General features: G+C 65.0%; 17 protein-coding genes. 12 read left to right on the top strand and 5 right to left on the bottom strand.

The window, feature by feature from the left end:
* Positions 1-62: 62 nt before the first annotated feature.
* On the bottom strand, positions 63-695 hold the full coding sequence (locus tag CHB99_RS28320; RefSeq protein WP_042128898.1) for a DUF998 domain-containing protein: 633 nt from the start codon (positions 693-695) through the stop codon (positions 63-65).
* A gap of 130 nt (positions 696-825) precedes the next feature.
* On the opposite strand from CHB99_RS28320, the gene CHB99_RS28315 reads away from it, so the two are divergent.
* Positions 826-1,692 carry a LysR substrate-binding domain-containing protein gene (locus tag CHB99_RS28315; RefSeq protein WP_042128896.1) on the top strand — a complete coding sequence of 289 codons (867 nt, stop codon included), beginning with the start codon at positions 826-828 and terminating at the stop codon, positions 1,690-1,692.
* A gap of 36 nt (positions 1,693-1,728) precedes the next feature.
* On the opposite strand, the gene CHB99_RS28310 is transcribed toward CHB99_RS28315, so the two are convergent.
* Positions 1,729-2,397, bottom strand: coding sequence for a hypothetical protein (locus CHB99_RS28310; protein WP_042128894.1), 669 nt, complete (start codon positions 2,395-2,397; stop codon positions 1,729-1,731).
* Between the two features lie 394 nt (positions 2,398-2,791).
* Between CHB99_RS28310 and CHB99_RS28300 the strand changes: the two genes are divergently transcribed.
* Positions 2,792-3,310: an isochorismatase family protein gene (locus tag CHB99_RS28300; protein WP_042128889.1), complete on the top strand. Its 519-nt coding sequence runs from the start codon at positions 2,792-2,794 to the stop codon at positions 3,308-3,310.
* A gap of 127 nt (positions 3,311-3,437) precedes the next feature.
* On the opposite strand, the gene lysA is transcribed toward CHB99_RS28300, so the two are convergent.
* Positions 3,438-4,655 carry a diaminopimelate decarboxylase gene (gene lysA / locus CHB99_RS28295; protein WP_042128887.1) on the bottom strand — a complete coding sequence of 406 codons (1,218 nt, stop codon included), beginning with the start codon at positions 4,653-4,655 and terminating at the stop codon, positions 3,438-3,440.
* Between the two features lie 131 nt (positions 4,656-4,786).
* On the opposite strand from lysA, the gene CHB99_RS28290 reads away from it, so the two are divergent.
* From CHB99_RS28290 to CHB99_RS28275, 4 genes are all read left to right on the top strand, one after another.
* The gene (locus tag CHB99_RS28290; protein WP_042128885.1) at positions 4,787-5,701 is read left to right on the top strand and encodes a LysR family transcriptional regulator; all 915 of its coding nucleotides are present in this window, start codon (positions 4,787-4,789) and stop codon (positions 5,699-5,701) included.
* Between the two features lie 561 nt (positions 5,702-6,262).
* Positions 6,263-6,589 carry a DUF485 domain-containing protein gene (locus CHB99_RS28285; protein WP_042128884.1) on the top strand — a complete coding sequence of 109 codons (327 nt, stop codon included), beginning with the start codon at positions 6,263-6,265 and terminating at the stop codon, positions 6,587-6,589.
* Complete coding sequence (locus CHB99_RS28280) at positions 6,586-8,244, top strand: cation acetate symporter (RefSeq protein WP_042128882.1); 1,659 nt, start codon at positions 6,586-6,588, stop codon at positions 8,242-8,244. Before CHB99_RS28285 ends, CHB99_RS28280 begins: the two co-directional genes overlap by 4 nt.
* Before the next feature lie 110 nt (positions 8,245-8,354).
* The gene (locus tag CHB99_RS28275) at positions 8,355-9,599 is read left to right on the top strand and encodes an OprD family porin (RefSeq protein WP_042128880.1); all 1,245 of its coding nucleotides are present in this window, start codon (positions 8,355-8,357) and stop codon (positions 9,597-9,599) included.
* 185 nt (positions 9,600-9,784) lie between these two features.
* Here the strand turns inward: CHB99_RS28275 and CHB99_RS28270 are convergent, their stop codons facing one another.
* Entirely contained in the window at positions 9,785-12,367 is a 2,583-nt protein-coding gene (locus tag CHB99_RS28270) for a sensor domain-containing protein (protein ID WP_042128878.1), read from the bottom strand.
* 426 nt (positions 12,368-12,793) lie between these two features.
* Between CHB99_RS28270 and CHB99_RS28265 the strand changes: the two genes are divergently transcribed.
* Positions 12,794-14,383: a sensor domain-containing diguanylate cyclase gene (locus CHB99_RS28265; protein ID WP_084702936.1), complete on the top strand. Its 1,590-nt coding sequence runs from the start codon at positions 12,794-12,796 to the stop codon at positions 14,381-14,383.
* Positions 14,384-14,413: 30 nt separating this feature from the next.
* On the opposite strand, the gene CHB99_RS28260 is transcribed toward CHB99_RS28265, so the two are convergent.
* On the bottom strand, positions 14,414-15,364 hold the full coding sequence (locus tag CHB99_RS28260) for a DMT family transporter (protein ID WP_042128875.1): 951 nt from the start codon (positions 15,362-15,364) through the stop codon (positions 14,414-14,416).
* A 101-nt stretch (positions 15,365-15,465) separates the two neighbouring features.
* Here CHB99_RS28260 and CHB99_RS28255 point away from each other — a divergent pair, with 101 nt between their 5' ends.
* The 5 genes from CHB99_RS28255 to CHB99_RS28235 all read left to right on the top strand — a co-directional run bounded on the left by CHB99_RS28255 (position 15,466) and on the right by CHB99_RS28235 (position 20,894).
* Entirely contained in the window at positions 15,466-16,353 is an 888-nt protein-coding gene (locus CHB99_RS28255) for a LysR family transcriptional regulator (RefSeq protein WP_042128873.1), read from the top strand.
* A 111-nt stretch (positions 16,354-16,464) separates the two neighbouring features.
* Positions 16,465-16,689, top strand: coding sequence for a DUF362 domain-containing protein (locus CHB99_RS28250; protein ID WP_042128871.1), 225 nt, complete (start codon positions 16,465-16,467; stop codon positions 16,687-16,689).
* A 164-nt stretch (positions 16,690-16,853) separates the two neighbouring features.
* Complete coding sequence (gene dusA / locus CHB99_RS28245) at positions 16,854-17,864, top strand: tRNA dihydrouridine(20/20a) synthase DusA (RefSeq protein WP_042128869.1); 1,011 nt, start codon at positions 16,854-16,856, stop codon at positions 17,862-17,864.
* Positions 17,865-17,981: 117 nt separating this feature from the next.
* Positions 17,982-18,908, top strand: coding sequence for a transaldolase (gene tal, locus CHB99_RS28240; RefSeq protein ID WP_042128867.1), 927 nt, complete (start codon positions 17,982-17,984; stop codon positions 18,906-18,908).
* Between the two features lie 84 nt (positions 18,909-18,992).
* Positions 18,993-20,894, top strand: coding sequence for an alkaline phosphatase D family protein (locus tag CHB99_RS28235; protein WP_042128865.1), 1,902 nt, complete (start codon positions 18,993-18,995; stop codon positions 20,892-20,894).
* Positions 20,895-21,046 lie beyond the last annotated feature (152 nt).

Here is a 21,046-nt window from a genome sequence, read left to right as displayed (position 1 = left end):
GACTCGCTCAAAAAATGCAATGTTATTACATGATGGCACGATGCCCGATGGCCCCGCTACCTTCACGCCAGCGCGCCCGACTCCCGTTGCCCGAACCAGGCCAGCACCGCCAGCCAGACCACCGCCACGCCATAGTTGAGACGCTGGTACAGACCGAAGCCATGGCCGCTCTCCATGGCCCCGGCCATCAGGCCAACCGTGACCAGCGACAGCAACACACAGAGCAACGAGAACCGCGCAAAGCCGACCGAACCGAGCTGGCGCCTGCCAAGGAAGATCCACAACACGCTGGCCAGGATCAGCGAAACGAACATCACCAGCCCCGACAGGTTGTGCAGCTTCTGCGCCAGCGACGGTTCCACCGGCAGGCAGCCCTGGTCGCAGGGAAAGATCCCGGCGCCGATGCTCGCCAGACCATGCACCAACACCAGCAGCGCACTCATCGCCGCCAGCCCCGAACCACGGAAACGCCGCAGCAGCCCCAGCGCGCAAAGCACGAACAACAGCCCCAGTGGCAGGTTGTTCACCCATGGCGACCAATCATGGGTCGGTGCCCCCACCGCCCCCAACTGACTCATGGCCAGATCGACATGGCTGTAGCCCGGGAACTGGCTGGCGGTCAGCAGCACCCCGAAAAACAGCCAGAACGGAATCAACAGGCCGGCCCCCAGCAACACCCGATCGATCGTCCTCATGTGGCTCATCACTCCTTTGTCATTCGAGCCGACATGCTATTGATCCCCTTCCCACGAGCGTTACCGAATTTTTTGCAAGGCAGCTTGCCAGTGCGTCATCCTGTCGCCCCCTCGGCAAGGATTGCTTTTCGTGACACGACGTCTCCCCGGCACCACTGCCCTGCTCGCCCTCGAAGCCGCCGCCCGACACCAGAGTTTCGCTCGCGCGGCGCAGGAACTGTCCGTCAGCGAAGGTGCCATCAGCCGGCAGATCGCCAAGCTGGAAAGCCAGCTCGACGTGCGTCTGTTCCACCGCGTCGGCAACCGCGTCGAACTGACCGAACCCGGCGCACGCTACGCCGCCGACATGCGCGAAGCCCTCGACCTGATCGAGCGCAAGACCCGCCAGTTGCAGGCCGAATCCCGGGTCGATGCGCCCCTGGAAATCGGCGTGATCCCGACCTTCGCCAGTCGCTGGCTGATCCCGCGCATGGCGCAGTTTCACCAGCGCCATCCCGGGATCCGGGTCAACCTGCGCGAACGCACCGAACCCTTCGATCTCGCTGACAGCGAGCTGCATGCGGCGATCAATATCGAGCATCCCGCATGGGCCGGATTACACGTCCAGCCCTTGTTCCAGGCCCCGCTGCTCGCGGTGTGCCATCCCGATCTGGCCGGACGCGAACCTGCTCGGATGCCGTTGCTGCACAAGTATGAAGACGGTGAACAATGGACGGCCTACGCACGGCACAGCGGTATCGCGTTGCCCAGCGCCGACAGCGGTCCGCGCTACGACCGCTTCTCCCTGCTAATCGACGCGGCGCGGGCGGGGATGGGCATGGCACTGGTGCCGCGCCTGTATGTCGAGGAGGATCTGCACGGGGGACGGCTGTGCGCGCCGTGGCCGCACGCTCAGCCGTTGAGCGAGCGCTATGTGCTGGTCAGCCGGCCGGGGCAACCGTCCACGGCACTGGAAACCTTCAGCGCCTGGTTGCTTGAGCAAAGTACCGCCGGGTAGCGACCCGGACACAAAGCGCCCGGGTCGCTAGCGGATCTACACGTCCCCCGTGAACTCGTAGAAGCCAATCTGCAACTCGACGTCGAATGCGTGGTCCGGCGCCTGTGGCAGGTATTCGCGGCAGTTGGGCATGTGGAAGACCACGTTCGAGAATGCTGCGGACAGACGCATCTGGTCCTCACTCACCGGTACGTGGTGAACCTCGGTCTCGCCTGCTGCCACGGACGCGCTGATCGTGCGTAGCTGGTCTCCTTCCACCAGATAGCCAAGCGAATAGCGGATCATTGGCCGGTCGAAGGGGCTGCTCAGTTCGGTAGACAAGTCGTAGGTCCCGTCCTGGAAGTCGAACGAGAAGAACCCAAGGAAATCGCGTACCGAGCCATAGACACTGTTGGGGGGATAGGAGCTGATCCGGAACACCCAACCCGGTACAATCTCCTCCCCGTTGTCGGCGTCGGACCAGTTCAGCTCACGGTACTTTTCGACATGATCCGGAGCAAACGTCTTTTTCTCGCCATTCACGAAGTAATCCGTCTGGAAGACATCCCCATCGGGCAGTCCGGTGGTGTCCGCCTTGAACTGGCGGGCCAAGGTCGGCTCGTGTTTCAGGTCGATGACCAGGTAATCGGCGCCCACCAGTTGCTTGTGTTCGACCACGCTGTGCTCGTCGATGCCCCACAGGCGGGCGAGTGTTTTGATGTCCATGAGTCAGACTCCCGTGCAGCGCTGCCAGCGATGGGATGCTTCGTTCCCGACAGGAGCGAAGAAAGCCTCGCGGTGGCAGCTTCACCCGGGGGCTTTCATCGGCGGCGATGCCGAACTGCGCGTGTTCAATCTAGGGGGCGCCGGGCACCGGCACAACTGACAGAAATATCAGGTGCCCAGCGAAAGACAGACTTGCCATTACCCTGCCGACAACGCTAACTTCAGCCCCATGAACCTTTTCCGCAGCACCTCGACCACCACCACGACCACCGCCAACGGCGGGGTGCGCGGGTGTTCCTGAGCTGCTGAAGCCAGACCCGAAAGGCCCCGCCAGCGATGGACGGGGCCTTTTTCGTTGTCCCGTGTCGCTGGCTCATCACAAGGAGCGACACCCATGCATGCACTCTTGATTCTCGATCTGCAGGTCGGCCTGTTTCACGGCGCGGAGAAACCGTGGCGTGGCGACCTCATGCTGGACGCAGTGAATACCCTGCTGGACAAGGCCCATGCCGCCGGCGCGCCGGTGTTCCTGGCACGTCACGTGGGGCCGGAAGGCTCGCCGCTGGCGCCGGACAGTGCGCTCACGCGGTTGATCCCGGAACTGCGCCTGGACGGCAGCGAGCGAGTGTTCGAGAAGCGACGGCCGAATGCCTTCGTCGGCACCGGACTGGTGGAGATGCTTCACGAATGCGCGGCGACGGGAGTGGTGATCGCCGGGATGAAGACCCAGTACTGCGTGGACAGCACCTGTCGCGCGGCGGGCTACCTGGGGTTCCCGGCGGTGCTGGTGGCGGATGGGCATACCTGTTCGGATACGCCGGGGTTGAGCGCGGAGGCGATCGTGGCGCATCACAACGGGACGCTGGCGGGGGCGTTCTGTCAGGTGGTGCAGGCGCGGGAGTGGGAATTCTGATTGTGTGCCGTTGCTGATGGCCTCATCGCCGGCAACGCCGGCTCCCACAAGACCTGCGGTGCACGCGATCACTGTGGGAGCCGGCGTTGCCGGCGATGGGGCCATCAGCCGCAATGAAGATCCGGGATTACAGCCCCTGTTCCAGCGCCAGCAGATCCGCCAACGGCTGCGCCCGACGAATCAGGCGAATTTCTTCACCATCCAGCAGCACCTCGGCCAGCAGCGGCCGGCTGTTGTAGTTGGACGACATCGACGCGCCATAGGCGCCGGTGTCATGCATCACCAGCAGATCGCCGACCCGCGGCTGCGGCAGCAGGCGCGGCACCAGGCCCTGGTCGTCCTGGGTGAACACGTCGCCCGACTCGCACAGCGGCCCGCCCACCACACATTCCACTTCGACGCGATCCGCCGCCTCCAGCACGCTCATGTGGTGATAGGCGCCATACATGGCCGGACGCATCAGGTCGTTGAAACCGGCATCCACCAGCACGAACTGACGGCTGCCCGCGCGCTTCACCGCACGCACCTCGGTCACCAAGCGCCCCGATTCAGCCACCAGGAAACGCCCCGGCTCGATCTCCATGCGCACCGGATGCGCAAGGAATGCCTCGATCTCTTCCCGCGCCTGCTGCCAGGTACTGGCGTAGCGCTGCACATCCACCGCCACGTCACCCTCGCGGTACGGCGTGGACAGGCCGCCACCGATGGAGAAGGCCTCGATATCGTGGTCCAGCGACTTGACGGTGGCGACCATCGCCCCGCCCACCTGGGCCAGGTGGCCGTAATCGACGCCCGAGCCGATATGCATGTGGATGCCCACCAGGTGCAAGCCGTACTGACGAATCACGGCCAGGGCATCGCCGACCTCCTCGTGCCAGATACCGTGCTTGCTGTTCTCGCCACCGGTGTTGGTCTTGCGGCTATGGCCGTAGCCGAAGCCCGGGTTGATCCGCAGCCACACGCGATGGCCCGGCGAGTGCTCGCCCAGCTGGCGCAGCATGTCGATGGAGCCGCAGTTGACCTCGACCTTCAGTTCCACCACCCGGCGCAGGGTCGGCTGATCCAGCAGGTCGCAGGTCAGGACCACCCCGGCCGGATCGCCTTCCGGGCTGTAGCCGGCCAGCAGCGCACGCTCCAGCTCGCCCAGGGACACCGCGTCGACGCGCACGCCGTGTTCGCGCATCAGGCGCAGGACATGCAGGTTGGAGCAGGCTTTCTGGGCGAAGCGCACCACGTCGAAGCAGGCCAGGCGCTGGATGCGCTCACGGATGATGGCGGCGTCGTAGGTCCAGAATGGCGTCGGGAACTGTTGCGCGGCGGCGGCCAGGGCGGATGGCGTGGTCATGGCGGGAAAAGGTCCTGCGAAAAGTGGGAAGACCACCATGATGCCGAAGGGCGATCATTCAGAAAAATATCTATTCTTTTTCAGTCCATTCAGTTCTGATATGCCACCCTTCCCCGCTCAGGTTCCTCTCGATGAGTCTCTCCGTCCGCCATATCGAAGTGTTTCGCGCCATCATGCTGGCCGGCAGCGTCACCGGCGCGGCGCGCCTGCTGTTCACCTCGCAGCCGACCCTGAGCCGCGAGCTGGCGCGCCTGGAAAGCCTCACCGGCCTGAAGCTGTTCGAGCGCCAGGGCGGGCGCCTGCTGCCCACCGCCCAGGCGCTGATGCTGCTGGAGGAAGTGGAGCGTTCCTACGTCGGCCTGGAGCGGATCAACAGCCTGGTGGAATCGATTCGTCGTTTCGAGCATGGCCAACTGGACCTGACCTGCCTGCCGCTGTTCTCCCAGACCCTGCTGCCACGGGTGTGCAAGCGCTTCCAGCTCCAGCAGAGCGGCATCGGCCTGTGCATCAGCGCCCAGGAATCGCCGCTGCTGGAGGAATCCCTCAGCGCCCAGCGCCATGACCTCGGCCTGACCGAAGGCGAGCAGGTGCCGCGCGGCACCCGCGGCGAACCGCTGTTCAGCGCCGACATGCGCTGCGTGCTGCCGGACGGGCACCCGTTGCTGCAACGCGAGCGCCTGGCGATGGCGGACTTCCAGGGTGTGGCCTTCATCAACCTGGCCGGGCGCGATATCTACCGTCAGCGCCTCGACGAACATTTCCGCGAGGCCGGCGTGGAGCGGCATACGGTGATCGAAACCACCAACGCCGCCTCGGTCTGCGCCATGGTGCGCGAAGGCCTGGGGGTGGCGATCATCAACCCGCTCAGCGCCTTGCAGGAGAACGGGCGCGGCCTGCAGGTGCGGCGGCTGGCGGTATCGATTCCCTATCGGGTGATGCTGATCCGGCCGGAGTTTCGCCCGTCGTCGGTGTTCGTCGAGGCGTTTTGCGCGGCGTTGCATGAGGAGGCAGAGGGATTGATGACGCGCTTGGCACAGCTCGGTTGAATCGCCGGGGCCGCTTTGCGGCCCTTCGCGAGCAAGCTCGCTCCCACAAGGCTCCAGTCGACGCGGACATCGTGGGAGCAAGCTTGCTCGCGAAGGACCGCAAAGCGGTCCATCTGGTAACTAATCCATTAAGCAGCCTGAAAGCGGACAGAAACCCCAAAAAACAACCGAATAAATATAGTAAAAATACTATACAACACAGGTATTACTTCCATATCAAGACAGGACTGTTATATAAAGCCCCCGGAGCCATCTGCGCCGCATCCTCTCGACAAGGACGCGGCAAACATCAAGAGCTAACAATCAGCCGCCGGGTGCCACACATGTCGATACCAGTTCTCGCCGCCAGCAGTCCGTCCGCGCGTCCTTTGCGGATTCGCGCACGCCATCGCCGCAGCCTCTTGCGAACACCGATCCCCGCCCCGTCGCCGCATCGCGACTGAGCACACGCACATCCCGCTGTTTTTCCGGTGACGGGCCGCGCCCGCCGCCATGGCGCCCTGCACGCCGAAATCCTGCAGACCCCTAAAAAACACAAGAAAATCCAAGGAGCCCCCCCCCATGAGCACCCCCGACCTGGCCCACGCCCAGCGCTGCGCGCGGATCCGTGCCAATCCGAAGTTCCACGCTCTGGTGCGCAGCCGCGCACGCCTGTCCTGGTCCCTCAGCGCCACGGTGCTGGGCGCCTATTACCTGTTCATGGCGGTGGTGGCGTTCCAGCCGCACTGGCTGCATGCACCGCTGACCGAAGGTCGCCAACTGACCGTGGGCATTCCCGTGGCGGCGGCGCTGATCGTGCTGTCCTGGCTGCTCACCGGCTGGTACGTGCGCAATGCCAACACGCGCTTCGACGCCATGAGCGCCGACCTGCTGGAGGAGCTGAAATGAGCCGTCGCATCCTGGGCCTCGCTGCCCTGCTGCTGGCCCCGGCGCTGGCCCTCGCCGCGCCGATCGTGGCCGAGAAGCAACCGATCAACCTGCATGCCATCGGCATGTTCTTCGTCTTCGTCCTCGGCACCCTGGCCATCACCTGGTGGGCCGCGCGGCAGACCCAATCGACCTCGGACTTCTACACCGCCGGCGGCGGCATCAGCGGCTTCCAGAACGGCCTGGCGATCGCCGGCGACTACATGTCCGCGGCAACCCTGCTGGGCCTGTCCAGCCTGGTCTTCGCCAAGGGCTATGACGGCTTCATCTATACCGTGGCGTTCTTCGTCGGCTGGCCGATCATCACCTTCCTGATGGCTGAGCGCCTGCGCAACCTCGGCCGCTTCACCTTCGCCGACATCGTCTCCTACCGCCTCGACCAGACCCGCATCCGCACCTTTGCCGCGTTCGGCTCGCTGACCGTGGTGTGCTGCTACCTGGTGGTGCAGATGGTCGGCGCCGGCCAGTTGATCAAGCTGCTGTTCGGCCTCGACTACCGCACCGCGGTGATGGTGGTCGGCGTGCTGATGCTGGTCTACGTGATCTTCGGCGGCATGATCGCCACCACCTGGGTGCAGATCATCAAGGCCGTGCTGCTGCTCGTCGGCGGCAGCACCCTGGCCCTGCTGGCCATGGCCGAGTTCGGTTTCAGCTTCGAGACCCTGGCCACGCGTGCGGTCGAGGCCCATGCCAACGGTTTCAACATCATGGGCCCAGGCTCGATGCTGGCCGACCCGGTCAACGCCGCGTCGCTGTCTCTCGGCCTGGTCTTCGGCATCGCCGGCCTGCCGCATATCCTGATGCGCTTCTTCACCGTGCCGAACGCCAGGGAAGCACGCAAATCGGTGTTCTACGCCACCGGTTTCATCGGTTTCTTCTTCCTCGTGGTGATGGTGCTGGGCTATGCCGCCATCGTCATCGTCGGCACCGATCCGCAGTTCTTCGTCGGTGGTGATGTGAAAGCGGCGCTGATCGGCGGCGGCAACATGGTGGCGATGCACCTGGCCAAGGCGGTGGGCGGCAACCTGTTCCTCGGTTTCCTCTCGGCGGTGGCCTTCGCCACCATCCTCGCGGTGGTCTCCGGCCTGGCCCTGGCCGGCGCCTCGGCGATTTCCCACGACCTCTACGCCACCGTGCTGAAGAAAGGCACCGCCACGGAACAGCAGGAAATGCGCGTGACCCGCTTCGCCACCGTCGGCCTCGGCCTGGTGGCGATCTTCCTCGGCTTCCTGTTCGAGAACCAGAACATCGCCTTCCTCGTCGGCCTGACCTTCGGCATCGCCGCCTCGACCAACTTCCCGGTGCTGATCATGGCCATGTACTGGAAAGGCCTGACCACCCGCGGCGCGCTGGCCGGTGGCTTCGCCGGACTGGTCAGCGCCCTGGTGCTGGTGGTCCTGTCGCCGGCGGTATGGGTCACGGTGCTGGGCAACGCCAAAGCCATCTACCCCTACGACCACCCGGCGCTGTTCTCCATGCCGCTGGCGTTCCTGGTCACCGTGGTGGTCTCGCTGCTCGACAACAGCGCGCGCGCCAGCCGTGAGCGCGAGGCCTTCGACGACCAGTTCGTCCGTGCCCAGACCGGCCTCGGCGCCGCCGCCGCTTCCGCCCACTGATGCAATCCTCGACTGCCCACCTTGTGTGGGAGCGAGATTGTCGGGGCGCTGAACCGTCGCAAAGGCCCGCAACGCGGGCCCAACAACCCAATAACAACAAGAGACTCCCTATGTACCGCACCCTCACCCCACTGGCCCTGGCCCTCCTCTGCCCGACCACCCAGGCCGCCTTTCTCGACGACAGCAAGGCCAGCGTGGAAACCCGCAACTTCTACTTCAACCGCGACTTCCGCCAGGACGGCGCCGCGCAGTCGAAGATCGACGAATGGGCCCAGGGCTTCCTGCTGCGCTACGAGTCCGGCTTCACCGAAGGCACCCTCGGTTTCGGCGTCGATGCCATCGGCCTGCTCGGCCTCAAGCTCGACTCCAGCCCCGACCGCGCCGGCAGCGGCTTGCTGCAACGGGACCGCGAAGCACCGAAGCGCGCCCAGGACAGCTACAGCGACCTCGGCCTGACCGCCAAGGTCCGCGCCTCCAAGAGCGTGCTCAAGCTCGGCACACTGATTCCCAAGCTGCCGGTGCTCATGCCCAACGACTCGCGCCTGCTGCCGCAGGTGTTCGAAGGTGGCCAACTGAGCGTGCAGGAAATCAGCAACCTGGGCGTCGAGCTCGGCCGACTGCGCCAGGTCAACCAGCGTGACTCCCAGGACTACGAGGACATCGGCCTGACCACCGGCGCGGCGAAGCAGATCGTGGTCCGCCAGACCGGCAGCGACCGCTTCGACTTCGGCCATGTCAACTACAAATGGACCGACAGCCTGAACACCAGCTACAGCTACGGCGGCCTGGAGCACTTCTACCGCCAGCACATGCTCGGCCTCGGCCACACCTGGGCACTGGGCAACGGCCAGACGCTGAAAAGCGACCTGCGCTTCGCCCGCTCGCTGGATGACGGCGGCAGCAACGTGGACAACAAGGCGCTGGGGGCGATGTTCACCTACGGCATCAACGGCCATGCCTTCGGCCTTGGCTACCAGCGGATGAGCGGCGACACCGGTTTCGCCTACATCAACGGCACCGACGCGTACCTGGTGAACTTCGTGCAGATCGGCGACTTCGCCAACAAGGACGAGCGCTCCTGGCAAGCGCGCTACGACTTCAACTTCGCCAGCGTGGGGATTCCCGGCCTGACCTTCATGACCCGCTACCTGCGTGGCGACAACGTCGACCTTGGCGCGGGGCGCCCGGAAGGCCGGGAGTGGGAGCGGGACATGGACATCGGCTACGTGATCCAGAGCGGACCGCTGAAGAACCTGGGGGTGAAGTGGAGGAACGCGACGGTACGCTCGACGAACTTCGGCAATGACCTGGATGAGAACCGGTTGATCGTGAGTTACACCTTGGCCCTCTGGTAAATCACCGGCGCCGCTAACCCCTGTGTAGGAGCTGGCTTGCCTGCGAAAGGACCGCAACGCGGTCCCGGTTCTCCATCCAAAGCCGGGCAGAGACCACATTGGCCTGACTGTAGATCAGGAACCGGGACCGCTACGCGGTCCTTTCGCAGGCAAGCCAGCTCCTACGGGACCGCGCAGCCTTCAGATCATCCGGCAATTTCCTCCATCGCCACCACCCGCTCCGCCAGCCACTGCGCCAGCGCCTCCGGCGCCAGCGGCGGCGAATACAGGTAGCCCTGGGCCACCGGATAGCCCTGCTGCTTGAGCCAGACACTCTGGGTATCGGTCTCGATCCCCTCCGCCACCACCGTCAGGTGCAGGCTCTTGCCAATGCCCAGGATCGCGCTGCTCAGGGCCCGCGCGGCCTCGTCATGCTCGATGTCGGCGACGAAACTGCGATCCAGCTTCAACTCCGACACCGGCAGGCGACGCAGGTAGCTCAGGCTGGAATAGCCAGTGCCGAAGTCGTCCATGGACAGGCGAATGCCCTGGGCATGCACTTCCTCGATGGTCTTCATGGTGCTGGGGTTGGTGTCCAGCAGGATGTTCTCGGTCAGCTCCAGGGTCAGGTCGGTCGGCAGCAGATCGTTGTGGCGCAGGGTGTCGGCAATCATCCGCGGCAGGTCGAGGTTGTGGAAACTGGTTGGCGACAGGTTCACCGCCACCGCCGGCACCACCAGCCCCCGCGCACGCCATTCGGAAAGCTGCCGGCAGGCTTCGCGCAGCGCCCAGCGCCCCAGCTCGGCGATCAACCCGCACTCCTCCGCCAGGGGAATGAAGCGCGCCGGGGACACCTCGCCCAGTTGCGGATGGGTCCAGCGCGCCAGCGCCTCGACGCCATACAGGCGACCGCTGGACATCTCCACCTGCGGTTGATAGTGCAGACGCAACTGCCCCTGCTGCAGCGCCTCGCGCAAGGCGTTTTCCAGGGCCAGGCGCTCCTGGGCCAGCTTGTTCATCTCGCTGCTGAAGAAGCTGAAGCAGCCACGGCCGCTGTTCTTCGCCTGGTACATGGCCATGTCGGCGCGGTGCAGCAGGGTTTCCACGTCGCAGCCATCGGAGGGGTACATGGCCACGCCGACGCTGGCGGAAATGGCGAACTGGGTGCTGGCGATGGTCATCGGTTCGCTGAGCAGGATCTGGATGCGCTCCACCGCATCGGCGGCATGGTCGCCGTCACACTGCGGCAGGATCACCACGAACTCGTCACCGGACAGGCGCCCGGCGATATCGGAGGCGCGCAGCTCGCTGCGCATGCGTGTCGCCACCTGACGCAGCAGCTCGTCGCCGGCCGGATGGCCGAGGGAGTCGTTGACCTGCTTGAAGCGATCGAGGTCGATGAACAGCACCGCCACCTGTTCGTTGTTGCGCGCCGCGCTGGCGATCGCCTGGTCGGCCTTGGCCTGCAGCAGGCTGCGGTTGGGCAGCCCGGTGAGGGCGTCGTAGTAGGCCAGCTGGCGAATGCGCTGGCGCGAGTTTTCCCGCTCCAGGGCCAGGGCGCAGAGGTGCGCGCAGGCATCCACCAGGCGCTGGTGGAACAGCGCCGAAGCGACGTTGCGCGCCTGGCGGAAATAGAAGGCGAAGGTGCCGATGGCCGCGCCCTGGCTGTTGCGGATCGGCGTCGACCAGCAACTGCGAAAGCCCAGCTGGCTGGCCAGGTCCTGGTAGTCGGCCCAGAGCGGATCGGTGGTGATGTCGTCCACCAGCACCGACTCGTTGCGCCACGCCGACGTGCCGCAGGAACCCACGGTGGGGCCGATGCGCACGCCATTGAGCTGGCGGCTGTAGTCCACCGGCAGGCTCGGCGCGGCCAGGGAATGCAACTGCCCGTCCTCGTCGACGCGCAGGATCGACGCCGCCAGTTCCGGGGCGATGCGCTCCACCTCCAGGCAGATCAGTTCCAGCACCTCGGTCAGCGGCTGTTCCCGGGCCATGGCCTCCAGCACACGGTGCTGCAGGGCCTCGTGCATCTTGGCCTGGGTGATATCGGTGAACAGGGTGACGGTGTGCTGCAACTGCCCGGCGTCGAAGATCGGGTTGCTCACCACCTTGGCCCAGTAGCGCTGGCCGTGCTTGCCGCTGACGATTTCCTCGCGCTGCATGGAGCCGGCGGCGTACATCTCGGCGTAGTACTCGGCGATGCTCTGCTCGTCCCGGTCCGGCACCAGCAGGGCCATCGGGCTGCGCCCCACGATCTCTTCGCCAGCCCAGCCGAACATGCGGCTGAAACCGGCGTTGGTGTAGGCGATGCGGCGCTGGCTGTCGCTGATCATCACCGCCGTGTCGCTGGCATCGGCCACCAGCGACAGCACCCGCAGGCGTTGCTGCTGGGCCTGTTCCTGGGCCAGGCGGGCGGTGATGTCGGTGGCGATCTTGAGGATCTGCGCCACCTCGCCGCGCTCATCGCGCACCGCCGCGTAGGTCGCCTCCAGCCAGCGCCGGCTGCCGTCGCGGTGAACCCGCTCGACGATCCCGGAGCGGGCATCGCCATCGCGCAGGCGTACCCAGAAATCGGCGTATTCCGCACTCTGCGCCAGGGCCGGCGGACAGAGCATACGGTGGTGACGCCCACGCAGTTGTTCCAGCGTGTAGCCCATCAGCACCAGGAAGTTTTCGTTGGCCCGCAGCAGGGTGCCGTCCGGGGTGAACTCGGCGATGGCCATCACCCGGTCGAGGGCGGCCAGTTGAGCCAGCGACAATTCGATGGAACGGTTGTCCTGAGACGTCATGTTCTACTCAAAAGATTCCGGCTCTGAACGGCCGGTCGGACCTGGAGAAGCCGTTGCCCAGCAGCGTCCCGGGATCACTGGACACCGCCTCCTTGGCACACGATTTGATGTCAGCATGATATTACCGCCATGGGCGATGGGTCCATCACCGCGCCTGCTCCGCCAGCGCATGAAAGCTGCCGCGGGACCCGCAGAATCGCAATAACGCCTTGAAATATCGAAACTTTGCATCCATTCGGTGACCACTTGGTCAAACCAATTACCGCGTTGGCGTTGTGGCTATTCGACCAAAGTCTCATTACCCTTGGCGCGACAATATCCGGCCACGAGCGCAGTATGCCGCGCTTCCCGCGCAGCGGCATGGCAATCAGCCATCTATTTTCCACACCGGTTCACTGATTCAAGATCGAGGCAAGGGGGCTTCGGGTGCCGTTCAAGACTTTTTTCCGCTGGGATCTGCGCAGCCTGATCCTCCTGCTTACTCTGATCACCGCCCTGGTCACACTGCTCAACAGCTTCTATGCCAGCTACCGCGTGCAATACCAGTTGCTGATCGACAACGCGCTGGAAGCCAACCACGCCTATGCCTCGAAGCTGGCCTCCAGCACCGAAACCTACCTGCAGGCTTCGCAGCAGCAACTGGCCTACGCGGCCAATCTGCTGGCCGAGCGTTTCGACGCCATCGACTACCTGCACCAGGAGGTCACCCGCCTGCGCCGTCAGACCAACACCTTCAATTCCGTCGTCATCACCGATGCCGGGGGCAAGGTCCTGACCACCTCGCCGGACACCCTGCAGATCGTCGGCAAGACACTGCAATCGGAAGGTGCGGTGGCCGCCCTGCGCGAGCGCAAGCCGATGATCTCCAGCCCCTACGTGTCGTCGGCGAACAACCTGATCATCTTCATTTCCCAGCCGGTGTTCGATCGCAGTGGCAACTATCTCGGCCTGATCGGCGGGAGCATCTACCTCAAGCACAAGAGCATCCTCAACGAGCTGCTCGGCGAGCACTACTACAACAACGGCTCCTACCTCTACGTGGTCGACGCCAATCGGCGTCTGCTCTATCACCCGGATGCCGACCGGGTCGGCAGCATCGTCGGGGCCAACAGCCTGATCGACAATATCGCCGGCCTCGACAACGGCATGCAGCGGGTCATCAACAGCCAGGGCATGGACATGCTCGCCGGCTTCGCCACCGTCCCCTCGGCGCACTGGGGCATCGTCGCCCAGCGCTCGACCGAATCGACGCTCGAAGGTCTCAACGAACTGCTGCTGAGCGTGATCTTCAAGACCATCCCGCTGGCCGTGGCCAGCTTCATCCTGATCTGGTGGTTCTCGCGGATCATCGCCCAGCCGCTCAAGCAACTGGCTGCCGGCGCGCACAAGATCAGCGAACCGGACACCGCGCTGCAGATCGAGAGTGTGCGCTCCTGGTATTTCGAGTCCTCGGAACTCAAGCGGGCCCTGCTGATCGGCCTGAACCTTCTGCACGAGCGCCTGGGCAAGCTCAACCACGACATCCAGACCGACCCGCTCACCGGCCTGCGCAACCGCCGCGGCCTGGACCTGGCGGTAACCCTGTGGCAAGCGGAAAAGCGTCCATTCTCGGTGGTGGCCATCGATATCGATCACTTCAAGCGGGTCAACGACAGCTACGGCCATGCCGTGGGCGACGAGGCGCTGCAGGCCTTGGCCGAACTGATGCGCGGCTGCTCGCGGGACAACGATGTGATCTGCCGTTCCGGCGGCGAGGAATTCTTCATGCTCCTGCCCGGGGCCAGCCCGCAGGTCGCGGCACGGGTCGCCGAACGCCTGCGCGCGGTGGTGGAGCAGACGCCGTTCGAGACCATCGGCCACATGACCGTGTCCATGGGCGTGGCGGCCTGGCCGCTGCATTCGGAGAATGCGGCGCGGGTCTTCGAAGTGGCCGACGAGCAGTTGTACCAGGCCAAGCAACACGGGCGGAACCGGATCAGCGTGGCCCCGGTGCCCGAGGTGAAAGCCCCGGTTTGAGGAGGCTGCCGGCAAAGGCAGCCACGCGACTCAAGCCGCCACATCCCTGCCGACCACCACCTTGGGTTTGCCCGGCTTCAACCGCGAAACCCCGAACAGCACCAGCGCCAGCCCGGCGATCTGGTACGCGGAAATCTCCTCGCTGAGCACGGCCCAGGAGGCGAAGACCGTCAGCACCGGGCCAAGATTGCCCACCGCCGCCGTCTGCGTCGCACCCAGGCGCTGGATCGCCAGCGCTACCCACCAGATCGGCAGCACGGTGGAGAACACCGCCATGAGCAGCGCGTTGAGCCACACCGCGGGCGGCAACCGGCCGAGCAGGGTGAAGTCTGCGGTCAGCAGGTAATGTCCCAGCACCATCAGCGACGAAGCGGTACCCGCCAGGCCGGCCAGGCGCATGGAGCTCATGGTCCTCAGCATCATCCCGGTGCCGGAGTAGTAAAGCGCGTAGGTCACCGCGCTGGCGAAGACCCACAGCGAACCGAGAATCACCTGGTTGCCCACCCCGGCAATGCTTATGTCATGGGCGAAAGCGATGCCCAGCCCCAGATAGCACAGGCCCATGGCCGCCAGCACGCGCGGCGTCGGCCGTTCGCGCAGGGCCACGGCCTGGAAGATCAGCACCAGGGTCGGATAGGTGAACAGGATCAGGCGCTCCAGTCCCGCACTGATGTACTGCAGGCCGTAGAAGTCGAACAGACTGGCCAGGTAATAGCCGAACAGACCAAGCAGCAGCACGCGAACGGCGCTGCCCCAGGTCAGCGGCGCGTTGACGTGATGGCGACTGAGCCACACCAGCCAGACGAACAGCGGCAGGGAAATGCCCATGCGCAGCGCCAGCAGGGTAATGGCATCCACCGTGCCGGCGGCGTAGGCCAGCTTGACGAATATCGCCTTGAGGCTGAAACCGAGAGCGGCGAGCACGGCGAACAGGCTGCCGTTGTCGAGGTAACGCTGAATCCGGGAAGGCAAGGTGATCATTGGAGCTCCGCACCAGAATGTGACAGGCTTATTCTGAACAGAACGCCATCGCGCCAGAATCGCTTTTTTCCGAACAGGGCGTTCTGAATTGGAGAACACCCATGCACTTCGATCTGCCCGACCTGCGCCTGATCGCCGCCATCGCCGAAAGCGGCAGCCTGAGCAAGGCCGCGGCGGGATTTCCGGTGGCGGTGTCGGCAGCCAGTACGCGCCTGCGCCAGTTCGAAGAGCGCAGCGGCCTGACCCTGTTCACCCGCAAGGCCGACGGCATGCAACTGACGCCGGCCGGGCGCCTGGTCCTGGAAGCGGCGCGCAGCGTGCTCGGCGAGGCACGCAAGCTGGAAGACACGCTCGAAGAGCTCGCCGGGCAGAAGCGCATCATCCTCCACCTGGCCGCCTCCACCGTGAGCAACAGCACCATCCTGCCCAGCGTGCTCGGGCCGTTCCTGTTCGACTACCCGGAAATCGACCTGCACCTGGTGGAGCACAAGAGCGTCGATATCCTGCGCATGGTCCGCGGCGGCGAATGCGAGATTGGCGTCTACGACGGCAACCTGGTCAATGAAGGCGTGATTTCCGTGCCGTTTCGCAGCGAGCGCCTGGCCCTGCTGGTGCCGGCGGACCATGCGCTGGCGGAGCGTGGCCAGGTGCACTTGCATGATGCCCTCGCCTACCCCTTCGTCTGCCTGCCGCCGGAGCGGGCCATGCAGCGTTTCGTCGAGGAAAAGGCGATGAACCTGTCGATGCCCCTGAAAATCCGCGTGCGCGCCCCGGGCTTCGAAGCCATCGCGCAACTGGTGGCGCAGCGCGCCGGTATCGCAATGCTGCCCGAGACCACCGCGCGGCGTCTGGAGCAGGAACTGCCGGTGCGTTGCCTGACCCTGGAGGAGCGCTGGGCGGCGCTGGAACTGCGTATCTGTTTCAGGGAATGGGAGACGTTGAGCTCCCATGGGCGGCAACTGGTGACCTTTCTGTCCGGACATCGCTGATACGGGGCGGGGCAATCGCCAACGGGTCTAACGAACTGGCATTTCTGTCAGGTGTCGGCCGATGGGTCGCGCACTAGCATGGTCGTGTCACTTTCCGCAGGGGAATCCGCCATGACCTATGCCGTGACCAGCGCTTGTATACAGTGCGGCACATGCTTCGACGTCTGCCCGGTTTCATGCATCAAGATGAGCAGCAAACAGGCCGTCATCGATCCGGTTGAATGTATCGACTGCGGCGCCTGTCTTCCGGTATGCCCGACGGAAGCAGTGAAGACCGAATCCGACGCCAGCTCGGCTGTGCTGAAGTTCAACGCGACCGAGAGCGCCAGGCTATAGCGCAAGCGACCGGACCTGCGCCCGCGCTCCCGGCTGTTTCAAGAAGTGATGGCGCGGATTCTGATAGACTGGCAGCCTTTTCCTCGATTGCAGATCCCTCCCGCATGGCTGCCAACTGGCCACGCGGGAGCGTTCTGACGAGCTCCACGCTACGTAGTCGAAAAATGCTCCCAGAATCCGCGACAACCCCAGACACCCAGCCAGCCGCCCTGTCCCGCCGCTTTTCCGTTGCGCCCATGATGGACTGGACCGATCGCCGCTGCCGCTACTTCCTGCGCCTGCTCTCCCGCCATGCCCTGCTCTACACCGAGATGGTCACCACCGGTGCGCTGCTGCACGGCGATGCCGCACGCTTCCTCGGCCATGACGCCGCCGAATACCCGCTGGCCCTGCAACTGGGCGGCAGCGTGCCGGCGGACCTCGCGGCCTGCGCCAGGCTGGCCGAGGCGGCGGGCTACAACGAGGTCAACCTGAACGTCGGCTGCCCCAGCGACCGGGTGCAGAACAACATGATCGGCGCCTGCCTGATGGGCCATCCGGCACTGGTGGCCGACAGCGTCAAGGCGATGCTCGACGCGGTGGACATTCCGGTCACGGTCAAGCACCGCATCGGCATCAACGGCCGCGACAGCTACGCCGAACTGTGCGATTTCGTCGGCCAGGTCCGCGATGCCGGCTGCCGCAGCTTCACCGTGCATGCCCGGATCGCCATTCTCGAAGGCCTGTCGCCCAAGGAGAACCGCGAGATTCCGCCACTGCGCTACGACATCGCGGCGCAGTTGAAGGAGGATTTCCCCGATCTGGAAATCATTCTCAACGGCGGGATCAAGACGCTGGAAGAGTGCCACGAGCACCTGAAGACCTTCGACGGCGTGATGCTGGGGCGCGAGGCCTACCACAACCCGTATCTGCTGGCGCAGGTGGACCAGCAGCTGTTCGGCAGCAGCGCGCCGGTGGTCAGCCGCAGCGAAGCGCTGGAACGGCTCAAGCCGTATATCGCCGCGCACCTGGCCGCGGGCGGCGCCATGCATCACGTGACCCGCCACGTCCTCGGCCTGGCCCAGGGCTTCAAGGGCGCGCGGCGGTTCCGCCAGTTGCTCTCGGTGGACGTGCACAAGACCAACGATCCGCTCGGATTGCTCGATCAAGCGGCAGAGTTGCTAAAAGGCCACTAGGAACCCGCGCGCCCTGGGGTACTCCAAGGCATACCCGCAAAAAGCCCGCCGGGCTGGCCTTGAGCCACCGGCGGGGCTCGGGTAATGTCGTTGCACCGCACAGGACAGAGCACGCTCATGACTTCCAAGCTGGAACAACTCAAGCAGTTCACCACCGTCGTCGCCGATACCGGCGACATCGACGCGATCAGCCGCCTCAAGCCGGTCGATGCCACCACCAACCCTTCGCTCCTGCTCAAGGCCGCCGCCATGCCCGGCTACGCCGATCTGCTGGATCAGGCGATCAGCGGCAGCAAGGGCGATGTCGACCTGGCCTGCGATGCCTTCGCCGTGGCGGTGGGCAGCGGCATCCTGAAAGCGATCCCCGGGCGTATCTCCACCGAAGTGGACGCGCGCCTGTCCTTCGACGAGCCGGCCCTGCTGGCCAAGGCGCGCAAGCTGATCGAACTGTACGACCAGGCCGGCGTCGGCCGTGATCGCGTGCTGATCAAGCTGGCTTCGACCTGGGAAGGCATCCGCGCCGCCGAGACCCTGGAGAAGGAAGGCATCCAGACCAACCTGACCCTGCTGTTCTCCTTCGCCCAGGCCGCAGCCTGCGCCGACGCCGGGGTCTTCCTGATTTCGCCGTTCGTCGGTCGCATCTACGACTGGTACAAGAAGTCCACCGGCAAGGAATACGTAGGCGCCGAGGACCCAGGCGTGCAGTCGGTGACGCGGATCTACGACTACTACAAGGCCAACGGCTACGACACCGTGGTCATGGGCGCCAGCTTCCGCAATATCGGCCAGATCGAACAACTGGCCGGCTGCGACCGCCTGACCATCAGCCCCGAACTGCTGCAGCAACTGAGCGACGACCAGGGTCACCTGGAGCGCAGGCTGAAGCCGGGAGCCACCGGCGAACCGCGCCTGGAGCTGAATGAAAGCCGCTTCCGCTGGGCCTTCAACGAAGACGCCATGGCCACCGAGAAACTGGCCGAAGGCATTCGCCTGTTCGCCCGCGACCAGGAAAAACTCGAAGCCCTGCTTTCTGCAAAGGCTTGATACAAATATCGATTTGCCAGTAGCGGCGACAGCGCGGAAAGTCCCGCCTCCTTCGCAACTACTGGCAGACGATTTCCCGTCCTGATGTCCGACTCCTCTTCATTGCCACTGGTGCTCGCCGGGCCGCTGCTGCGCCGCCTGGAGGCCCGACGCATCGTTCTGTGGCTGGTCGCCACGCGACCGCTGCGCGCTGAACTGCAGCTGTACTGTCCCGAGCGCGAGACACTCAGCCTGACCCTGGACAGCCAGTACTGCCAGGTCCTGCCGGTGGGCCGCCAGGCCTTCGTCCACCTCATCGATGTGCCGCTGGACACGCCGCTGCCCTGCGATGAACGCATCGGCTACGACCTGCTGCTGGACGGAGTCGGTATCGCCAGTTGGGCGCCGCACCTGCTGTACGACGGGGCGATGACTGCGGATTTCGTGGTGCGTTCGCGCCTCGACCAGTTGCTTCATGGTTCCTGCCGCAAGCCGCACCACCCCGCCGCCGACGGCCTGCTCTGCGCCGACCGCCTGCTGGCCAGTCCGCACGCCGCCAGCGAGCGGCCGGCGTTGCTGATGATGAGCGGCGACCAGGTCTACGCCGACGACGTGGCCGGCCCGATGCTGCGCGCCATCCATCAACTGATCCAGCGCCTGGGTCTGTTCGAGGAATGCCTTGACGGCGCGGTGATCCGCGACAGCGCCGAGCTGTACGGCCATCCGGCCAGCTACTACCAGCGCGGTGACCTGCTGCCGGCCCTGAAAAGCAACGAAACCCTGCGCGAACGCTTCTTCGGCGGCGTGCGCAAGCCGATCTTCACCAGCAGCAGCGCCGACAACCATCTGGTGACCTTCGGCGAAACCCTGGCGATGTACCTGCTGGTCTGGTCACCGCTGCCGTGGACACTGATCGCCGCGGACATGCCGCCATTGAACGCCGAGCACCAGGCCCGCTATCGCCTGGAACAGGACTGCCTGGCAACTTTCATCGACGGACTCGGCGGCGCCGCCCGCGCCCTCGCGCACCTGCCGACGCTGATGATCTTCGATGATCACGACATCACCGATGACTGGAACCTCTCGGCGCAATGGGAAGAAACCGCCTACGGCCACCCCTTCTCGCGGCGAATCATCGGCAATGCCCTGCTCGCCTACCTGCTCTGCCAGGCCTGGGGCAACGATCCCGATGCGTTTCCCGAGCTGCTGGGCAAATGCCGGGAGCTGTTCTCCAGTACCGGCGAGGACCGCCACCTCAGCAGCCCGCTGCAGGACGCCCTGATCAATGACCTGCTGCGTTTCCAGCGGTGGCACTACGTCCTGCCGACCCGCCCCGCCCTGCTGGTGCTGGACACCCGCACCCGGCGCTGGCGCAGCGAAAGCAATCTGGCCAAGCCTTCGGGCCTGCTCGACTGGGAAGCCCTCTGCGAGCTGCAGCAGGCCTTGCTGGACCATCCCTCGGCGATCATCGTGTCACCGGCGCCGATCTTCGGCGTGAAACTGATAGAAACGGTGCAGAAGATCTTCAGCTGGTGCGGCTACCCACTGCTGGTGGACGCGGAAAACTGGATGGCCCATCGCGGCGCGGCGCAGGTGATCCTCAACATCTTCCGCCACTCCCGCACACCGGGGCACTACGTTGTCCTCTCCGGCGATGTGCACTACTCGTTCGTCTACGAAGTGCTGATCCGCCATCGACAGAACAGCCCGCACCTGTGGCAGGTCACCAGCAGCGGGATCAAGAACCAGTTTCCGGCGCGGCTGCTGGAGGTCTTCGACCGGCTCAACCGCTGGCTGTACTCGCCCCGTTCGCCGTTGAACTGGTTTACCCGGCGGCGCTTGATGGAGGTGGTGCCGCGGGTGCCGAGCCGTGCCGAGTCCGGGGAACGGCTATGGAACAGCGCGGGACTGGGGCAGGTGTTCTTCAATGAGGCGGGGCAACCGGAGCGGGTGTTCCAGCTGAATGCGGACGGGTCGGAAAAAACCGAGTTTCTGCGGCGGGATTGAGGGCCTCATCGCGGGCAACGCCCGCTCCCACAAGGTTCGGCGGCGCACATGGACCTTGATTGGGTCGAGGTGACGGGACCAGCCCGTCACCCCTCCCACACCACCGGACGTGCGGTTTTCCGCATCCGGCGGTTGAATCGCTCAGCGTTGCA

Source organism: Pseudomonas japonica, from assembly GCF_900188455.1.
GTDB lineage: Bacteria > Pseudomonadota > Gammaproteobacteria > Pseudomonadales > Pseudomonadaceae > Aquipseudomonas > Aquipseudomonas japonica.
The sequence above is the reverse complement of the archived record's forward strand: the minus strand, read 5'-3'. Positions and strand labels throughout refer to the sequence as shown.

Bases quoted from the DNA above. Each gene is read 5' to 3' on its own strand.
- CHB99_RS28320 (WP_042128898.1), bottom strand. From the start codon at position 695: ATGAGGACGATCGATCGGGTGTTGCTGGGGGCCGGCCTGTTGATTCCG.
- CHB99_RS28310 (WP_042128894.1), bottom strand. From the start codon at position 2,397: ATGGACATCAAAACACTCGCCCGCCTGTGGGGCATCGACGAGCACAGC.
- CHB99_RS28300 (WP_042128889.1), top strand. From the start codon at position 2,792: ATGCATGCACTCTTGATTCTCGATCTGCAGGTCGGCCTGTTTCACGGC.
- lysA (WP_042128887.1), bottom strand. From the start codon at position 4,655: ATGACCACGCCATCCGCCCTGGCCGCCGCCGCGCAACAGTTCCCGACG.
- CHB99_RS28290 (WP_042128885.1), top strand. From the start codon at position 4,787: ATGAGTCTCTCCGTCCGCCATATCGAAGTGTTTCGCGCCATCATGCTG.
- CHB99_RS28285 (WP_042128884.1), top strand. From the start codon at position 6,263: ATGAGCACCCCCGACCTGGCCCACGCCCAGCGCTGCGCGCGGATCCGT.
- CHB99_RS28280 (WP_042128882.1), top strand. From the start codon at position 6,586: ATGAGCCGTCGCATCCTGGGCCTCGCTGCCCTGCTGCTGGCCCCGGCG.
- CHB99_RS28275 (WP_042128880.1), top strand. From the start codon at position 8,355: ATGTACCGCACCCTCACCCCACTGGCCCTGGCCCTCCTCTGCCCGACC.
- CHB99_RS28270 (WP_042128878.1), bottom strand. From the start codon at position 12,367: ATGACGTCTCAGGACAACCGTTCCATCGAATTGTCGCTGGCTCAACTG.
- CHB99_RS28260 (WP_042128875.1), bottom strand. From the start codon at position 15,364: ATGATCACCTTGCCTTCCCGGATTCAGCGTTACCTCGACAACGGCAGC.
- CHB99_RS28255 (WP_042128873.1), top strand. From the start codon at position 15,466: ATGCACTTCGATCTGCCCGACCTGCGCCTGATCGCCGCCATCGCCGAA.
- CHB99_RS28250 (WP_042128871.1), top strand. From the start codon at position 16,465: ATGACCTATGCCGTGACCAGCGCTTGTATACAGTGCGGCACATGCTTC.
- dusA (WP_042128869.1), top strand. From the start codon at position 16,854: ATGCTCCCAGAATCCGCGACAACCCCAGACACCCAGCCAGCCGCCCTG.
- tal (WP_042128867.1), top strand. From the start codon at position 17,982: ATGACTTCCAAGCTGGAACAACTCAAGCAGTTCACCACCGTCGTCGCC.
- CHB99_RS28235 (WP_042128865.1), top strand. From the start codon at position 18,993: ATGTCCGACTCCTCTTCATTGCCACTGGTGCTCGCCGGGCCGCTGCTG.